Source organism: Vibrio chagasii (assembly GCA_041879415.1).
Lineage (GTDB): Bacteria > Pseudomonadota > Gammaproteobacteria > Enterobacterales > Vibrionaceae > Vibrio.
Genome location: CP090851.1, coordinates 739,808 through 757,675, shown reverse-complemented (window position 1 = coordinate 757,675; position 17,868 = coordinate 739,808). Strand labels below are relative to the sequence as shown.

16 protein-coding genes are annotated in these 17,868 nt (G+C 44.9%); 6 read left to right on the top strand and 10 right to left on the bottom strand.

The genetic code is table 11. The features are described 5' to 3' along the window. Window positions 1-31: 31 nt before the first annotated feature. Window positions 32-232: a DUF4250 domain-containing protein gene (locus tag L0991_03395; protein ID XGB63121.1), complete on the bottom strand. Its 201-nt coding sequence runs from the start codon at window positions 230-232 to the stop codon at window positions 32-34. A 98-nt stretch (window positions 233-330) separates the two neighbouring features. Further along, window positions 331-1,011, bottom strand: coding sequence for a hypothetical protein (locus L0991_03390; protein ID XGB63120.1), 681 nt, complete (start codon window positions 1,009-1,011; stop codon window positions 331-333). A 237-nt stretch (window positions 1,012-1,248) separates the two neighbouring features. Between L0991_03390 and L0991_03385 the strand changes: the two genes are divergently transcribed. Next, complete coding sequence (locus L0991_03385) at window positions 1,249-3,624, top strand: YgiQ family radical SAM protein (GenBank protein XGB63119.1); 2,376 nt, start codon at window positions 1,249-1,251, stop codon at window positions 3,622-3,624. Window positions 3,625-3,746: 122 nt separating this feature from the next. Here L0991_03385 and L0991_03380 read toward each other — a convergent pair whose 3' ends face one another. The 3 genes from L0991_03380 to L0991_03370 are packed head-to-tail and all read right to left on the bottom strand — an operon-like array spanning window position 3,747 to window position 6,683. Next, window positions 3,747-4,211, bottom strand: coding sequence for a GtrA family protein (locus L0991_03380; protein ID XGB63118.1), 465 nt, complete (start codon window positions 4,209-4,211; stop codon window positions 3,747-3,749). Continuing rightward, on the bottom strand, window positions 4,198-5,667 hold the full coding sequence (locus L0991_03375) for a glycosyltransferase family 39 protein (protein XGB63117.1): 1,470 nt from the start codon (window positions 5,665-5,667) through the stop codon (window positions 4,198-4,200). The genes L0991_03380 and L0991_03375 overlap by 14 nt, the downstream gene beginning before the upstream one ends. Next, complete coding sequence (locus tag L0991_03370) at window positions 5,664-6,683, bottom strand: glycosyltransferase family 2 protein (protein XGB63116.1); 1,020 nt, start codon at window positions 6,681-6,683, stop codon at window positions 5,664-5,666. The genes L0991_03375 and L0991_03370 overlap by 4 nt, the downstream gene beginning before the upstream one ends. Window positions 6,684-6,808: 125 nt before the next feature. On the opposite strand from L0991_03370, the gene L0991_03365 reads away from it, so the two are divergent. From L0991_03365 to L0991_03350, 4 genes are all read left to right on the top strand, one after another. Then, entirely contained in the window at window positions 6,809-7,486 is a 678-nt protein-coding gene (locus L0991_03365; GenBank protein ID XGB63115.1) for a response regulator transcription factor, read from the top strand. Continuing rightward, the gene (locus tag L0991_03360; GenBank protein ID XGB63114.1) at window positions 7,483-8,733 is read left to right on the top strand and encodes a HAMP domain-containing histidine kinase; all 1,251 of its coding nucleotides are present in this window, start codon (window positions 7,483-7,485) and stop codon (window positions 8,731-8,733) included. Before L0991_03365 ends, L0991_03360 begins: the two co-directional genes overlap by 4 nt. Before the next feature lie 150 nt (window positions 8,734-8,883). Beyond that, window positions 8,884-9,831 (top strand): 1-aminocyclopropane-1-carboxylate deaminase/D-cysteine desulfhydrase, encoded by a 948-nt coding sequence (locus L0991_03355; GenBank protein ID XGB63113.1) that lies wholly within the window; start codon window positions 8,884-8,886, stop codon window positions 9,829-9,831. Between the two features lie 201 nt (window positions 9,832-10,032). Next, window positions 10,033-10,770 (top strand): dienelactone hydrolase family protein, encoded by a 738-nt coding sequence (locus tag L0991_03350; GenBank protein ID XGB63112.1) that lies wholly within the window; start codon window positions 10,033-10,035, stop codon window positions 10,768-10,770. A 78-nt stretch (window positions 10,771-10,848) separates the two neighbouring features. Here the strand turns inward: L0991_03350 and L0991_03345 are convergent, their stop codons facing one another. Together L0991_03345 and L0991_03340 are read right to left on the bottom strand one after the other, a co-directional pair. Further along, the gene (locus tag L0991_03345; GenBank protein XGB63111.1) at window positions 10,849-12,102 is read right to left on the bottom strand and encodes a D-amino acid dehydrogenase; all 1,254 of its coding nucleotides are present in this window, start codon (window positions 12,100-12,102) and stop codon (window positions 10,849-10,851) included. Between the two features lie 294 nt (window positions 12,103-12,396). After that, window positions 12,397-13,323, bottom strand: a complete 927-nt coding sequence (locus L0991_03340; GenBank protein ID XGB63110.1) for a LysR family transcriptional regulator — start codon at window positions 13,321-13,323, stop codon at window positions 12,397-12,399. A 251-nt stretch (window positions 13,324-13,574) separates the two neighbouring features. Between L0991_03340 and L0991_03335 the strand changes: the two genes are divergently transcribed. Continuing rightward, entirely contained in the window at window positions 13,575-15,092 is a 1,518-nt protein-coding gene (locus L0991_03335) for a hypothetical protein (protein XGB63109.1), read from the top strand. A gap of 113 nt (window positions 15,093-15,205) precedes the next feature. Here L0991_03335 and L0991_03330 read toward each other — a convergent pair whose 3' ends face one another. From L0991_03330 to L0991_03320, 3 genes are read right to left on the bottom strand one after another with little or no spacing between them, the layout of a single operon-like run. Next, the gene (locus L0991_03330; protein XGB63108.1) at window positions 15,206-15,991 is read right to left on the bottom strand and encodes an HAD-IIB family hydrolase; all 786 of its coding nucleotides are present in this window, start codon (window positions 15,989-15,991) and stop codon (window positions 15,206-15,208) included. A 35-nt stretch (window positions 15,992-16,026) separates the two neighbouring features. Further along, entirely contained in the window at window positions 16,027-17,310 is a 1,284-nt protein-coding gene (locus L0991_03325) for a TRAP transporter large permease (GenBank protein XGB63107.1), read from the bottom strand. A gap of 9 nt (window positions 17,311-17,319) precedes the next feature. Then, a complete protein-coding gene (locus L0991_03320) occupies window positions 17,320-17,784 on the bottom strand; it encodes a TRAP transporter small permease (GenBank protein ID XGB63106.1) in 465 nt (154 codons plus the stop codon). Window positions 17,785-17,868 lie beyond the last annotated feature (84 nt).

Sequence of the window (17,868 nt, the reverse complement as noted above, 5' to 3'; positions counted from 1 at the left end):
TAGCGATACCTGTTCATTCGCGAAACATAGATTATCTTGCGTATGATTTAAATTGGTTCGTCAGTGGATCGTATTGATAGCCGAGCATGTCTAGCTTACCTACGACACTTTCTATATCCATTTCATACATGCTAATCAGTTCTTCAAAACTGTCACACTCTAAGCGCAGCTTTTCATTCACTATTCCCAGCAAGATAATACTATCTAGGCTTTTGACGTTACTTAAATCCATCTCGTACTCCTTACGAACACTCTGACTAGAATTAAGTTTAGAACGCTTAATCGCCCCACGCTAAAAAACAGATCACACTTCTTAATTCACAGAAATGCTTACAGTGCCCAAATTGGTGTTAGGCCAACGACAGCGGCTAACAACATCAGTAGTGACACCGTAAGTTGCACCTTCTCTGGCGTTTTAACAAACAGTAGGTGCCAACACCACACCACGATTGAAGAGATAAGTAGTGCGAAGCTGAACAACAATGCTGAGATAACAGGTTCTAACTGAGCTTCAGAAAGTGAGTAAACGTTCACAACCGTCGCTAGTACTACCAACATTCCTGTTAATACACCTACAACTGGCAAAACACGGTGAAACGCTTGTAAGCGCGTTCTTGCGATAGTCAGCAATAGATGAGCAAACGCCGCACCTAACAAAACCACCAACAGTAATGTCGCAATAATGCCGACCACCGTTGGTTGTTCAAATGCTTGAATAGCAACATAAGACAGCGCTAAACCACACGCTAAATACATCACCCAAATCGGGCCCGAATCACGTGTTTTCTTAGTCTGAACTTGAGAATAGAAATAAAAGATTGCGAACACGACAAGAAACGCTTCGACCTTGACTGAAGCCACGGCTAACCAAAGTACGCCAATCGCTGGTAGCATTTTGTGGATACGACCACGTTGCCCAGGGCAAATATCACCCTTTACCAGGATCAGAGTTAAGATCAGTTGAGCTCCTAATAACATCGGAGCAAATTGCAGTAATAATGTTTCGACCATTGTGGATCTACTTATCTAGACTTATTTTCGCGAATAATATCAAAAACTGCTGCGAACACTAATCAAAATCACAAATTAGCGACGTTATTCAAGGCTTCAACTATGCTGTTGGTTGGCTCTTTTGTGGTTTTTATCAGCAAAATGACGAAAGACGCCAAAACTAACAGGGGCATGTTCTTCTGGCTAGTCAGGGCGCATGCCGCTATAATTCCCGCCTCAAAAATCAGAGGTCGAAATATGTACAGCGATATCACTCCTATTCACGAACACAAAAAATACTGGGCCGAGTGCTACGGAACAGCACCCTTTTTGCCTACCAGTAGAAAGGAGATGGATGCTCTTGGATGGGATAGCTGTGACATTATTATCGTAACTGGTGACGCTTATGTTGATCACCCGAGCTTTGGTATGGCTATCATCGGCCGTCTTCTTGAAGCTCAAGGTTTCCGCGTGGGCATCATCGCTCAGCCAAAGTGGGACAATAAAGATGCCTTCATGAAGCTAGGCAAACCTAACCTATTCTTCGGCATCACTGCGGGCAACATGGACTCCATGATCAACCGCTACACCTCTGATCGCAAATTACGTCACGATGATGCGTACACACCAAATAACGAAGGTGGTAAGCGTCCTGATCGTGCAACTCTGGTTTACTCTCAGCGTTGTCGTGAAGCCTACAAAGGCACACCTATCGTATTGGGTGGTATCGAAGCGAGCTTACGTCGTGTAGCACACTATGATTACTGGTCGGATAAAGTTCGTCGCTCTGTACTGTTTGATGCAAAAGCGGACATCCTACTATTTGGTAACGCAGAGCGTGCTCTAGTAGAAGTAGCACACCGCCTTGCTGATGGCGAAGATATCTCTAGCCTAACAAACATTCGTGGTACGGCGATCAATCTGCCTGCTGCACCTGAAGGTTACAAGATCATCGACTCTTCTCGTATCGAAAAGCCGAACAAAGCTTACGTACCAGTAAACCCGTACGAAGTGGAAACGCAATGCGATACCAAAAAAGACGAAGAACCAAAAGCGCAGCCAATTACGATTCGTCCTTCTCGTCACGATGCGAAGACGACAGCAGTACGTATTCCAGCGTTTGAAAAGCTTAACAACGACCGTATCCTTTACGCTCACGCAAGCCGTATCTTACACCTAGAGACAAACCCGTATTCAGGTCGTGCTTTGATTCAACGTCACGGTGACCGCGAGCTTTGGGTTAACCAAGCACCAATCCCTCTAGCTACAGAAGAGATGGATTACGTGTTCGGTCTTGCTTACAAGCGTGTGCCTCACCCGATGTACGGCAAAGCAAAAATTCCAGCCTACGAGATGATCAAAACTTCGGTGAACATCATGCGTGGTTGTTTTGGTGGTTGTTCTTTCTGTTCAATCACAGAGCACGAAGGTCGTATCATCCAGAACCGTTCGAAAGAATCTATCTTGGATGAGATCGAAGACATCAAAGATAAAGTACCTGGCTTTACTGGTACTATTTCTGACTTGGGCGGCCCTACGGCGAACATGTATCGTTTAGGTTGTTCAGACCCGAAAGCAGAAGTGAACTGTCGTCGCCCATCGTGTGTGTTCCCGAAAATCTGTGAGAAACTAAACACAGACCACAAACACACCATCGACCTGTACCGTTCAGCGAGAAAAGTACCAGGCGTTAAGAAGATCATGATCGCTTCTGGTGTTCGTTACGACTTGGCGATTGAATCACCAGAATACGTGCGTGAGCTTGTAACGCACCACGTAGGTGGCTATCTGAAGATTGCTCCAGAGCATACTGAAAAAGGCCCTCTGGATCTGATGATGAAACCGGGTATGGGCACTTACGATCGTTTCAAAGAGATGTTCGAGAAGTACAGCGCTGAAGCCGGTAAAAAACAGTACCTAATTCCTTACTTCATCTCAGCTCACCCGGGCACAGAAGATGAAGACATGCTTAACCTGGCATTGTGGCTGAAAAAGCACAACTACGAGTGTGACCAAGTACAGAACTTCTACCCATCGCCAATGTGTAACGCAACGTCGATGTACTACTCAGAGACAAACCCTCTGAAACGCGTTAAGTACAAAAAACGTGAAGATATTCCTGTGCCAAAAGGTGACCGTCAACGTCGTCTGCATAAAGCACTGCTTCGCTACCACGATCCAGAGAACTGGAAACTGATTCGTGAAGCGCTGATCGACATGGGTAAAAAACACCTCATTGGTGATAAACCAGGTTGCTTGGTTCCTGAGGATGACTTTGATGCTCAAACACCAGCGCAGCGTCGCAAGTCTGGTCGTCACGGCTCACAACGTTTTGCTACTAAGCACAGCAAATCTCAACCAGGTCTAGGCGGCGAGAAGCCACGTAACCACTCTAAATCTGGTGGCAACAAGCCTAAGCCAGGTGGCAAGAAGCCTAACGGTAATAGCAATGGTGGCCAAGGTAACGGTGGCGGCAATGGAAACTCTCGTAAGCCAACAACGGGCTTCATCAAAAAAGGACCGGGCGGTCAATCGCAAGGCAATGGCAAACCAAACCGCAATAAAGGTGGTAATGGCCAAGGTGGAAAACCAGCAGGTAACGGAAAGAGCCGTCAGCGTGCCGCACAACGCTAATCTTGTAAGCCGATACCATTAGCGAACACAAAAACACAAAGCGCAGCTAATTAGCTGCGCTTTTTAATGTCTGTTATACATGACTAATCAAGGTTTCACTTGGCTATATGATTACAAAGAGTTTAACGAGTAAAGACCCAATATTGACTAAATAGGTAGTTAGTCACCATACCGACCAAGATACCAACTGCCATTGCGATAAAGACAGCGCCAGTAAACACTGGCAGTAGTTCTACCATCAACTTAAAGCAAAGTAGGTTAGGTACCGCTGATATCGATGCGGAGAACATGAATTTTTGCCACTGAATCAGTTTATCAGACCAACAACCCTGCCCCTTGAACCCAAAAGTCAGCACGCGATTACCAAACCACGTTGTCGTTGCAGCAGCAATGAACGAGCCTATTCTCGCCGTCATTAAAGGCAAACCAACAATGTAATGCAGCAACGCAAATACCGCACAATCAACAACAAACCCACCAGCACCAACCACAGCAAATCGAACCATCTTATGATGGGATTGGAGCTTTTGACTGTGTGCCTGAAGCTTGTTGTTGACCATTTGCAGTCCTGAGTTAACGCTGAACATCACTTTCACTTCGGATGTGGCTCAACGACAGATTGGGTTTGATGTTTTGGCTATGACAAGTGAATAAAGCACGCTTTATTTTAACCGTTGGTTCTAAAATACAGGTCAGCGCATTTTCTTTTATCTTGGTTTCTACTTCTGCCCTTTTACCAATCAAGTAGAACTTGTCGATGCCATCTAGTTGCTCGATATCGAGCAGTTTCTTTGCTTGCCCGTGGCTATAAAACTGACCGGAGAATGGTCGCTTACCCACATAGAAGCTTGGCGCAGAATCCGTAATCTGTTCAAAGATGATACGGTCACTTTTCTCGTTTGCCTTACCTAGGTTTAGGTAAACCATCGCAATCATCAGCAACACTGGTAGAACCAAAGCCACGCTGGAGAACCACTTCTTATCTTTTTCCACTACGAGTATAGCAACCAACAAACCAAGAGCAGGAATACCTGGTAACACGTAAGCAGGAAGAATGTTACCTGCCATGGTGAATAGAATTAGAGGTGAGATTAACCAACACACCAGAAATGAAAACAGTCCACGATTTTCAGCGTTAATTTGAGTGATTTTGCTGCGACGAGCGAACGCTAAAACAGGTAAAACAATCGACCAAGGCGCGGCGGCTTGAATCCAGAATACCCAGATCATACCTCGCGTTTCATCATGAGCAGAACCATAAAGATCCCCTTCCCAGCCGCTTACTACAAAGCGTTTGAAATGTTCACCAACGATGAAGTAATCAATAAACCCTGGTGTCGCGATCTCAGCCATGATGTACCACGGCAACGCAATAGCTAACATGACACCGATACCAGACAACAGCGGGAAACGTTGCCAAAGAACTTTGAAAGCGCCAATAAACCCGTGTTGTAAAACTAGCCAAGGGAAAACCGCGATACCCATGATAACAATCGCAACAGGACCTTTTGCAAGTAAGCCTAGTGCCAAGCCAATAAAACCGATATATCCCCAATTTCTATTGGTCTTATCGCTTCCTTCTCCCTGCCAACACAAATAGAAACCTAACATCGCAATCGTCATAGACAAGGTTAACGCCATATCAGTCATTACAGCGCCAGCAGCAATCGAGAAGATTCCACATGTTGCCAATACAACAGCAGTAACTAAAGCGCTCTGGCCCACTCGTTTTGCCATATACGCGGTCAATAGAATCGTCGCGACACCAGCTAACCAATGGGGTGCACGAACCGCAAATTCATTCAGACCAAATAGCTGAATACCAGCCGCACTCATCCAAGTAAACATTGGAGGCTTACCCCAGAAAGGAATGCCGTAATCGAATTGTGGGGTTAACCAATTTCCCGTTTCGATCATCAATCGGGCCATTTCGCCATAACGTGCTTCCGTGGTATCCATTAGCGGATATGTCGCTAGGGATAAAAGCCTTAGAACCAGTGCAAAAGCCAGTAAATACCATAGGTGCGTTCTATTCAGGCTCATGCCGATTCCTCTAGTTTAAAGTGTGTTTTTAATGCGGGTGTATCAACCACAGATTGGATCAAATACAAAGGACGATTCTTGGTTTCAATGAAGATACGACCTATGTATTCCCCCATTAAACCGATACTCAGAAGTTGAATGCCACCGAGGGCAAGTTGAACCACCATCATCGATGGGTAGCCTGTGATTGGCTCACCAAACATCATGGTTTTGAAGACAATAATGACGCCGTAGATAAATGCGCTCAGTGCGACTAAACCACCTACTGCCGTCGCAATACGCAGCGGTCGAATCGAGAATGACGTAATACCATCCATTGCCAACCCGATCAGCTTGAGGTAGTTCCACTTAGTCTCACCGCAGAAACGTGCATCGCGATTAAACTGAATAGTCGCTTGGCGAAAACCCGGCCAAGAGAAAATGCCTTTCATATAACGATTACGTTCTGGAAGTTGGTTTATATGGTCGACAACTTCACGGCTCAGAAGTCGGAAATCCCCCACATTCTCAGGAACGTCAATCTTGGCAGCCGCATTCATCACTTTATAAAAGCTCACCGCTGAGAACTTCTTAAACCAAGTTTCTCCATCACGTTGGCGACGTTGCATGTTGACCACGTCATAGCCTTCACGCCATTTGGCAATCATTTGAGGAATTAACTCAGGAGGATCTTGCAAGTCTGCATCTAATAAGATCACCGCTTGCCCGCGACAATGCTCTAAGCCAGCACTCATCGCCGACTCTTTTCCGAAGTTGCGGCTCAGTCCAATCACAGAAATAGAACTATTAATAGAGGTAAATGAGCTCACCACGTCTAAGCTGTTATCTTTACTGCCATCATCGACATAAACAATCTCACTGGTAATCGGCAAGCTATCTAACACCTTGGTTAGGCGCGAATGAAACTCTTCCAGCACCTCTTGTTCATTATAAAAAGGCACAATGATAGACAAAGATATCGCAGGGTGAATCTGCGAAGGGGACACTTTAGGTCGGCTAATATGAAGTTCAGACATGATACGTTCTTCTATTTTTTAATCTGAAGCCAATTTACGCGCCCATAAGTGAAAGTTATGTTATTGACATATTTTTCACGCTCGCCCAGGATAATGTTACTGTCTATTTCTGTATGAGAATCAAAATGAAACGAGTTCTATTAGTCGAAGATAACCGTGAAATTGCAGGTGTATTGTTTGATTATTTTGAGTGTATTGGGATGGAACTCGATTATGCAGACAACGGAGAGCTTGGACTGCAACTCGCAATGGAAAACTCATTTGATATCATTATTTTAGATCTCATGTTGCCGAGAATGGACGGCCTAACGGTTTGCAACAAACTGCGAGACCAAGGTAACGCAACACCGATCCTGATGCTGACTGCACTCGATAGCCGTGAAGACATGTTGAAAGGCTTTGACCACGGTGCGGATGACTATCTCACCAAGCCCTTTGACTTAGATATTCTAGAAGCAAGAATGAATGCACTGGTGCGCCGTTACCGTGGAAAAGTGGCTTCTTCTAAGCTTCAATTTGACGAGCTCACCATCGACCAGAAAACCCGCAAAGCTTACCGCCAAGACAAGCTGCTTGCACTCAACCCAACCACCTATACTATTCTTGAAATGCTGTGCCAGAATGCACCTGAAGTGGTTACGCGTGAAGATATCTCGTACAAGCTATGGGAAGAAGACGAGCCGAATAACGATGTATTACGCAGTCACATATACCAACTGCGTAATCAACTCGATAAGCCCTTTGATACCCAGATGCTGATTACCGTTCCTAAGGTTGGATTCCGCCTGGAGTCTTCCAATTGATTCTCAATGTTCTCACTAGTACAAAAACCCTGACAGGCCGATTGGCATTGTTCTTTGGCTTAATGGCCGTGATTGTATCGGCATTCGTCTATGTGGTGTTCATCGCGGCACTGTATCTGTCTGAGGACAGAGTTGGTGAAAGACGAATCCTGATTGACCGCAATTACGCTGTTGGCTTGTTTCAAGCGGGTGAGAGTGGCGAGCTAAGAATTGATGAACTGACCATCGCCTATAACGATCCAGCGCTCATACCTGCCGACTACTACAAGCTTATCAAAGGTAAAGAGAACTTCCTTGGTGAAGTTGGTGAAGAGCCAGACTCGCGCATGGTCTATGTCGGAGAGTACACAGATCAAGGTAAAACCTATCCCATTATCCTGCTTTCCGAAATAGATCGCGTTGAGTTTGAAGTCTCTGAGTTGGTGTACGCCACCACCTTTGTACTAACCTTACTCTCAATTTTAATCTTTAGTTTTGGTGCTCTACTTTATCGATTATCTAAACGACTTATCGAACCTTTCAACTCGCTCTCTGAACAGCTTGAATCAAATAATCTCAATCAAGAGTTTGGCGTCACTGATGACGCTGCTGTTGAATTTCGCCAACTGACCGACCAACTCAATCAATATCGACGTGAAATCAACTCTCTCGTTAAACGTGAGCAAGCCTTTGCACGCTATGCAAGTCATGAATTGAGAACACCATTAACGGTTGCACGTGGTGCCAATAAACTGCTGATCCGAAGTGAAACGACCGAGTTTCAATCCCGTCAGGTTGAACGTATTGATGACGCCATCGTGCAGATGTCTGAGATGGTCGATGCCTTGCTTGGCCTCGTGCGATATGAAAGAAACAGTGACGACGCACCACTACGCTTATTTAGCCAACAAGAACTAGAAGCGATTGTCTCAAAAAGCACGTCGCAGGCCTCTGAAAAAGAGGTCGAGATATCGTTAATCGTTGAGTCAGAGCCAACCATTCAAGCCACCAGCGCTATCATGAACATGTTGATTGGCAACCTGCTAAGAAACGCTATTGCGGCAACTAATCTCGGCACTGTGACCATTACTCTGTCTCAAAACAGCATCACGATTGAAGACCAAGGCGAAGGCCTACAAGATCAATACAACCCTAACGGCCACGGTTTAGGGCTATTGATTGTCGACGACCTGTGTCAACGCTATCACTGGGACTTCAAACTGTTTAACCGAAGTTGCGGTGGATGCACGGCTCAAATCACCTTTTAGAGCGATTGGTATTCATTAATATCTATTGGTCTCAATATCGAGTGAAAACTTGATGTAGTTGGTTTACAGAGGCAATAACCTACTAGATACTCGTTAGTCCAATTTGATTTTAAAATGCTGGCTTTTTAGTCAGCATTTTTACTAAGTGCGATGAAACTAAATAATAGCCCTGTAACTCAGCATCAATACAACGACCACACCTTTTTCTTAAAGCGTGATGACCAGCTGCACTCCCACTTTTGTGGCAATAAAGCCCGCAAGTTCATGAAGCTGCTAGAAGACGATCATCCGGATATCACCACCCTAATCAGCTACGGCTCAGCGCAAGCGAACTCTCTGTTCTCACTCGCGGCATTGGCAAAGATTAAAGGTTGGACGCTGGAGTTTTACGTCGACCATCTACCTCAATGGTTACAAGAGCGCCCAATCGGCAATTACCGTGGTGCCATCGACCTCGGCGCTAAAGTCATTCCAGTTAAAGAAACAGGCTCAGAACTTCATCCACAACAGTATATTGATCAAGTGAGACAACCAGACTCACAGTGCATCGTGTTACCAGAGGGTGGTCGCTCTCAACTTTCCGAATATGGCGTGAAGCAACTGGCAATGGAAATACTGAGCTGGACGCGCTTTGAAAACCAATACGAATTTGTTGTGGCACTACCCGCAGGGACTGGCAGCACTGCACTTTATCTTCATAAGCATCTAAAGTTACACAATATCCCAGTGCTCACTTGCGCTTGTGTCGGTGGAAGTGACTACCTAACGCAGCAATTCAATGAGCTTGGCGAAACCGAACATCCACAGATATTGCCTCTCCCGAAGAAGCATCACTTTGGTAAACTGTATAAGCAAGACTATCAGACATGGCTAGATCTTCAGGAGCAAACTGACATTGAGTTTGATCTGCTTTATGACCCATTAATGTGGCAATGTTTAGAACAATGGCAGGCAGATAACCCAACCAAAACCATTATCTATATTCATCAAGGGGGCATCTTAGGAAACGAGTCAATGTTACCGCGCTACCAACGCAAGTATCCTGATATAAAGACAACTGGTTCTAACAGCGATAGCAGCGCATCACCTGCTTGGTAATGGTTCAAATCTCCTAAACCTGTTATTCGAACAATCACAGTGACGGTTTACTGTGATTGTGTCTTCCGTATAAGTTTCTTCCGTTTAATACAGTAATCCTTCTTGCTTTACCCATCAAAGCCAAACTGACAATCTGGCGAGAATCATAACCTTATCTATACTTTCCATTGGATTGCCACTCGTCACCGGAAGGATTAATGTATGCGAGCACTTACTACACTAGGTCTGTTTTCGGTTTTGCTTCCTTTTGCAGCACACTCTGGAGAAAACGTCATCTACCAGGTAGATGGTATGGAGTATGAAGGTTATTGGAGTGAAGCCAGCGATCAAGCCCCCCTCGTACTTTTGATACACGATTGGGATGGTTTGACTGACTACGAGAAAAAGCGTTCTGAGATGCTCAACGAACTGGGTTACAACGTGTTTGCTATCGACCTGTTTGGAAAAGACATTCGCCCAACAGAAGTGAAAGATAAAAAGCAACACACGGGCGAGTTGTATAAAGATCGTGAAAAAATGCGCGCACTACTTAATGCTGGCGCTATGGAAGCGCAAAGGCTTGGCGGTAACTTAGATAACAACGTAATGATGGGTTATTGTTTTGGTGGCGCTGCCGTATTAGAAGCCGCGAGAGCAGGAATTCCATCCAAAGCTAATGTCACCTTCCACGGTGGTCTATCGACACCGCAAGGACAAAACTACTCACAAACCAAAGCGCCAGTTGTCGTGTTCCATGGAACGGCTGACGCCATGATATCAATGCAGGATTTTGGCAGCCTTGCCGCTGAACTGGAATCAGCCAAAGTACCTCATGAGATGATCACCTACAGCGGAGCCCCTCATGCGTTCACAGTGTTTGGTTCCAATAATTACCAGAATGAAGCTGACCAAAAATCGTGGCAGCGATTCACTCATGTATTAGAGACCACCACCAGATAAACTGAAACACTAAAACCTAGTTAGCCCATGCTTATAGCTAAGCATGGGCTAATTGGTGTGTACACGTTTTTTGATGAGTTACATGTAACGGTGGATGCTCAGGTCGTCTGATTGAATATCGCTATTTGAGCCACTAACTACACTCGCTAACAACTTTCCTGAACCACACGCCATCGTCCATCCCAAGGTTCCATGACCAGTATTGGTAAATAGATTCTTAATTGGCGTCTTTCCGATGATAGGCGTGCCATCTGGCGTCATCGGCCTCAAGCCAGTCCAGTACTCTGCTTTAGAGAAGTCCCCCGCCTGCGGGAACAGGTCTTTTATCACCATATCAATCGTCGCTTTGCGCTTTTCAGGAATCAGGTAATTGAAACCAGCAAGCTCTGCGGTCCCTGCAATACGAATTCGATCATCAAAACGCGTCATCGCCACCTTATAGGTTTCATCCATAACGGTTGATGTTGGTGACTTATCCGCACTAACAATTGGCAATGTCAAAGAGTAGCCCTTCACTGGATAAACAGGAATCGACAAGTCGACTTGTTTAAGTAGATCTCGAGAATAACTTCCCGAGGCCACCACGTAAGCGTCCGCTCTGAACTCTCCTTGGGTCGTGGTAATGCTCTGAATATCTTGATTTTTACGGTTCAGCTTAAGTACTTCCGTATCAAACACAAACTGAACACCAAGCGCCTTAGCTTTCTCAGTCAGAGCTAAACAGAATTGGTGACAATCTCCCGTTTCATCATGAGGTAAGTATAAGCCGCCCACCAGCTTGTCTTTCACGTCAGCTAATCCCGGTTCAACCGATAGGCACTGATCAACACCAAACAGCGAGTGCTCGATGCCACTTTCTGTTAGTAGCTTCATATCCTGCTGAATCGCGTCTAGTTGCTTTTCGCTTCTGAATACCTGCAAGGTGCCTTTCTGCCTGCCCTCGTATGCCAAATTTTCACTGGTTCGAAGATGGGTTAGACAGTCTCGGCTGTAGTTTGCCACTCTCAACATGCGAGACTTATTCACAGCGTATTTGGCTTCGTTACAGTTAGCGAGCATCTTAGTCGCCCAAGCCACCAACTCTGGAGAAAGTGATGGCTTCACTTTCAAGGGAGCATGTTCTTGAGTGAGCCATTTCATCGCTTTCAACGGAATACCCGGCGCTGCCCAAGGTGAAGAATAGCCATAAGAAATTTGTCCGGCATTCGCGAAACTGGTCTCTTTAGCACTGCTATCTTGGCGGTCGATAACCGTTACTGAGTGACCCTCTTTCGCCAGATACCAAGCACTGGTCAAGCCAATAACACCGCTGCCAATTACAATTACTTCCATTCTATATTCCCCTTCACTCGCCACACAGCCGAGCCTTACTGCCTGTTGAAACATCTGTCGTTAATAGTTTGTAACGTATTCATCAAGCGTTGACTTAACAATCCAACATGCGTTGATAAAAAGTCAATTTAGTGGAGGGTCGGGAGAATGAGTTTTGGAAGTGTGATGTTGAAGGGCTTCCGAGCACAAGACATTGAGTGGACCCACAGAGTAGCCTCACCCAACAAAGAAGCTCACTGGTAGTAACAAGTTGAGCCAAGAGTAGGACTCTGCGTTTCACCAACCCTGATCTATTTAGATATTGTGAGCATCATGACTTAAGAATGTGGCGTTCTCGATGAGAAAGTCTAAAAAGGTTTCGGCTTGCAATGAGAGTGCACGGCCTTTGAGAGATTGAACTTTCACCGTCGCTTTAGAGAAGGTGTCTAACTCGGTCGCAACCACTTCAATTTGTCCCGATTTGATCTCATCAAGCACAGTGAGCTTAGGCATAAAGGTCACGCCTAGGCCTGCCGAAACAAAGTTAGTGAGTGCGGTAACAGAGTTAGTTTGAAGCTTAGGTTGCAAAGTGAGATGAGAGTTTTGTTCGGCTTGCTTTACTAGCCTCCCCATACCTGTCGAGTTATCGATCAAAGCAACAGAAGCCTCTCTTACATCTTGAAGTGTCACTGGTGCTTGTCGGGTAGTTAATACGTGCCCTTTTGGAGCGATAAGCTCTAAAGGGTGGCTACGTTCGACGTGTGAATGCAGTTTAGGATGAGGAGCAGACGCATAGGTAATCGCAAAATCAATCTGTTGATCTTCCAACATTTTCACCGCATCCAATGCACCGGCTATCTCGATCGATAAATTGATATCAGGGTAACGAGCCATGAAAGTCTGCATCGGTTTAGAGACCAAGTTTGTGATAAACCCTTCCCCAATCGCGATACTAACGTTACCACCCTTGAGGTTTTTCAGCTTGGTTAGGCGAGCCAGCACCGCCGTTTCACTGCGAACGATGGAGCGGTAATAGTTCAATAACTCGTTGCCCGCCTCAGTCAACAGTGATTGACGATTATTGCGTTCCCATACCTTCATTTCTGCTTGTGCTTCAAGCTGCGTCAGCATTCTACTCATTGCCGCAGGGTCAACGTTCATCATCTTAGATGCTTTACGCAGTGACCCATATTTTGATAACGCATTCAGATACTCAAGCGCACGAAGATTAAAGTGATGCATGCAACTTCCTTGTGATTCGACTGACACAACACAAGCGTCTCATAGTTTTAGTAAGACATGTATCCCAATATATTCATACCATGCTTCCACCTCCTAGCTTGTGCGCTAAATCACTTAAAAGCCAAAGGAATTAAGCCCTTTGACTTGAGCTTGATAAAGCAAATATCGCCACTTTAATTTCTTTTTTATAAAGATTTGTGAAAATCCCCAAATGGTATTCTGTTAATACATAATTCAAATAAGGGAATACCGTGAATACAACTAAATTTTTGTTGGTTATATCTGGAGCTGTGATAATTACGGCATGTGGTGGTAGTGAAAGTTCGTCATTAGATAGTCCCCATCAGGCCATAACCATGTCGGGAAAAGCAATCGATGGGTATATTCAGGGTGCAACCGCCTTTCTAGACATTAATGCCAACGGTATCCTAGATAAAGGTGAGCCATCCGACACAACAGATGAACAGGGGCAATACGATTTCAACCTTTCCAATGAACAAGCGCAGTGCCAACAGTATGCCGCTACTGTGATCGATGTGCCTATTGGAGCAATTGACAGTGACTACCCAGATAACCCTATCACAGAACCCTATCAACTTACCTACCCACCTTCTATAGCAACCACGAGCGATAGCGATATTCTGGCCGTTACGCCTCTATCAACCATTGTGTGGGTTGGGATTCAGCGTGATTTAACTGCCGAAGATAAATCACCGACTTGCACCGCATTACTTCATAACGAGGAACTACGTGGTGACATAATCAACCGCGTCGAAGAGCAAGAATTACGGGTTGCGTACCGCTACAACATTACTGTAGATGAACTTTACAGTGATTATGTTGAGACTAATAATGAAGAATTACACTTACTCGCGCAAAATCTAGTCCCAGGCCTTCAAAAGAGCTATGACGAAACAAGTGATATTTCAAAAGAAGGCTACGACTATGCATACGTTGAGTATTTCCTTGCAAGCCCTGATTGGCCAACGGATGCTTACGAGAACTCAGAAGCAACAACGTGGTACCGCCTCGAGTTTATTCAATCTGAAGAAGGAAACTGGGAAGAAACGACATGGCTGTATTCGTATGATCTAGAAGAACAACTAGGTCTCGTAGATTATAAAGAAGCCGCAGAGCAGAAGGAGGAAGGCTTAATCAAAACCAACTTCCTAGCGATGTCACGCAACATGTTCTCAGCTCCAGAACAAGGTATTCAGAAGTGGGAACCTGGTAACGAAAACTTTTACTGCAGCATCGCAAATGAGGCTTTACAAGAAAAAGATGACGCGCGCGGATATTCAGTTGCTGCATTCATATACAATACGACAAGCATTGAAGATTGTCGTGAGCAAGTACAAAACAGAGCTAACGAACTTAATGAAAGTGTTATTGCCAAGACCATAAACAACGAAGAAAATACGATGCAGGAGTCAATTTATCGAAGCGAACAAGGTACGGTGTTGCACCCTACCTTATTTGCAGGAAAAATTGATTCTGACAGTCTCGATACACTGACCTACTACAGCTCTGATTTTGATACAAACGACCTAAATAGTGCCTTCGAAGTTTGGAAATCTCACCAAGATTACAACACTTATGGTGACATCGTTCAGACAAGTATGTTTCGAAGCTTTAATAAAACCTCATTAGACCTAAATTTAACCTCACCGACCAAAGTAACCGAGCACCATGCGGATGGAACGAACTCGTCATACTGCCATGTTAATAATGTTGTAGTAGATGATTGCGAACAAAGCTACGAGAACTAGTATTTAATAACTTAATTGCTAGTTATTTCAAGCCTAAAGAGGAGTCGCCACTCCTCTTAATTTAAGCCTTAACCTTACAAACTTCATCTACCCACTAGAAAAAGTGAAGCTACTTATTTTAAAGCAAGTAGCTTATCGACAAACTCTGAGAAACCGTATCCGCCGGGCTCGCTCATCACTACTGATGGGTGATGCTCTAGTCGTTCCCAATAATGCTGAATATTAGCCACACCGACACTGTTCGGCAAAATTTCAAACATGTATTGATCGTTCATCGAATCACCGACATAGCAACTACGCTCGACGATCTCTTGGTCAGATAGCCCCTTCTCTTTGAGAAAAGCAGTCGATGTTGCTTTCTTAGAGTGTTCACCATACCAAGCATTAATGTGGATAGAGCTTGCTGTGGCATGTGCACCTAACGCGTGAATCTTTGAAACTATCTCTTCAATAATCGCATCATCGACTTTAGGACGGTTTTGACCGATGTCTATCGCAACTTCACACAAGCGGTACGACTGATCGAGCGTTAAACTGAGCTCTGGATAATCGCTCAAAATAGCTAAGACTTGTTCTTTCAGTTTGCTCTGATTAGTACTGACTTCTGGCAAAGGAATATCAGAGCGCAATGTCAGATAACCGTTTTTCTTTTCCATAATGAAGGCGCCATTCTCACCGAGAACCGCATCAACAGGCCACAGCTGAGCAATATGATCACACCAACCTGCACAAGCGCCCGTTACCGCAACCACTTTCTTGCCCGAGTCACGTAACTTACTTAAAGCGATCAAGGTTTCAGGCGGCAATTGACCTTGCCACGTTAAGGTATCATCCACATCGGTTAACACCCAATCTATCTTTTTCCAATTTTGGTTCAATTCATTCGATACCGAATTCATTTCTACACCTCTAAATAATCAATCACTAAACAGTGTTAAAGCAAATTCGGTAAAAACATCACTAAGCTTTCAGAGAAAGTCAGCAGCATCAGAACCGTGAGTAGTGCTAGCAACAACGGAGCCACTTCTCTTACGAAGTCGACCATACGAACTTTTAAAATCGAGCAAACCGTAAACATCATCGAGCCAAATGGCGGAGTCACACCACCAATCATGATATTCACAATCACGATAATACCGAAGTGAACCGGGTTAACGCCTAGGTTAAGCACAGCTGGCAATAGTAATGGCGTGAGTATGATCATCGCGGCGCCACCTTCGATGAACATGCCAACCACTAACAGCAGCACGTTAATCAACAACAGCAAGACGAGCTTGTTGTCTGTCAGCTCAATCAGAGCCGAAGCAACATTGTGTGGGATCTGTTCTAGCGTCATGTAGTAGCCGAAGACCATGGCGCCAATAATGATGAACATGACACTACTAGTGCCCTGCACTGTTTCACGCATGATCAGCGGGATATGGCGAAAGCCCAGTTGACGATAAACAAAGATGCCAATAATCGCGCAAAGTAATACGGCAATCGCACCCGCTTCAGTAGGCGTGAACAAGCCAAAACGCATACCCAGAATAATGCCGAACGGGATCAACAGTGCCGGAATCGCTTTCAAGAAGTAGTGAAAACGCTCTCTGGCAGAAGCTGGCTCAGAGCGTGACGGTTTGTAACGGCGCTTACGAGCAATAAACGCGATTGTCACCATCAGCGACAGCGCCATCAAAAATGCCGGCACGTAACCCGCTATAAACATTTGATGGACTGACACGTTCGCTAATAAAGCAAAGATGATTAGGTTAATACCCGGTGGAATCACAGGGCTGATACTTGATGACGCAGCTGTTACCGCGGCTGTGAATGGCAAATCATACCCACGCTTAGTCATCTCAGGAGCAAGAATCTTCGACTGCATCGCCGCATCCGCGTTTGCCGACCCAGAGATACCACCCATCAGAGTACTCAATGCCACATTCACTTGAGCCAAACCACCGGTTTTATGGCCAATCATCGAGTCAGCAAAAGCGAGTAAGCTCTTACTGATCCCCGCATAGTTCATCACCGAACCCACCATGATAAAGAACGGGATGGCCAACAACGGAAAAGACTCAGCAGAACTAATAAAGCGCTGCATCACCAAGCTCACCGGAATAGAGTCATTGATAAAAAGAAAGTAAACCATCGCCGATGCAATCAGAGAAAACGCGATGGGGATGTTCAAAAGAAACAGAGCAAACAGAATAAGGATTGGAAGATAGCTTTCCATGAATCGTACCTACTTAGAAGAGCGCTTTAGAGAAGCGACATCGTTCGCGATAAATCGAACGGTGTGGATCGCCATCAATGAGAAACAAAGCAACAACACGCCATTGATAACAAAATATGATACGCCCATGACCGGCGTTACCTTGTTAGATAACATGAGATATTGATAACTCAGAACCGCCATTAAAATGTTCAGAGCCAGTAGGAAAACGGAAACACACAATCTAAATGGGATTTTTGCTTTTTCTGGCAGCATGGCAACCACCACATCCACACCCATGTGAAGCTTGTGTTTGTAACAGGAGCTAATCCCTAAGTAGACAGCCCAAATGAAGCAAATAACCGACAGCTCTTCACTCCACGGAACAACAAAGCCAAATCCATAACGCAACACGACGTTAACGATAACAACCAAAACGGTGATCGAAATAGCGATAGAAGCGAGGATTTCTTCAATATTTTTCAATAAAAACAAAAGACTTCTCCAGCGAAATACCTAATACAACGTGGGTATTTCAGGAATAAAACGGCCTAAGAATATTTAGGCCGTAATCATTAA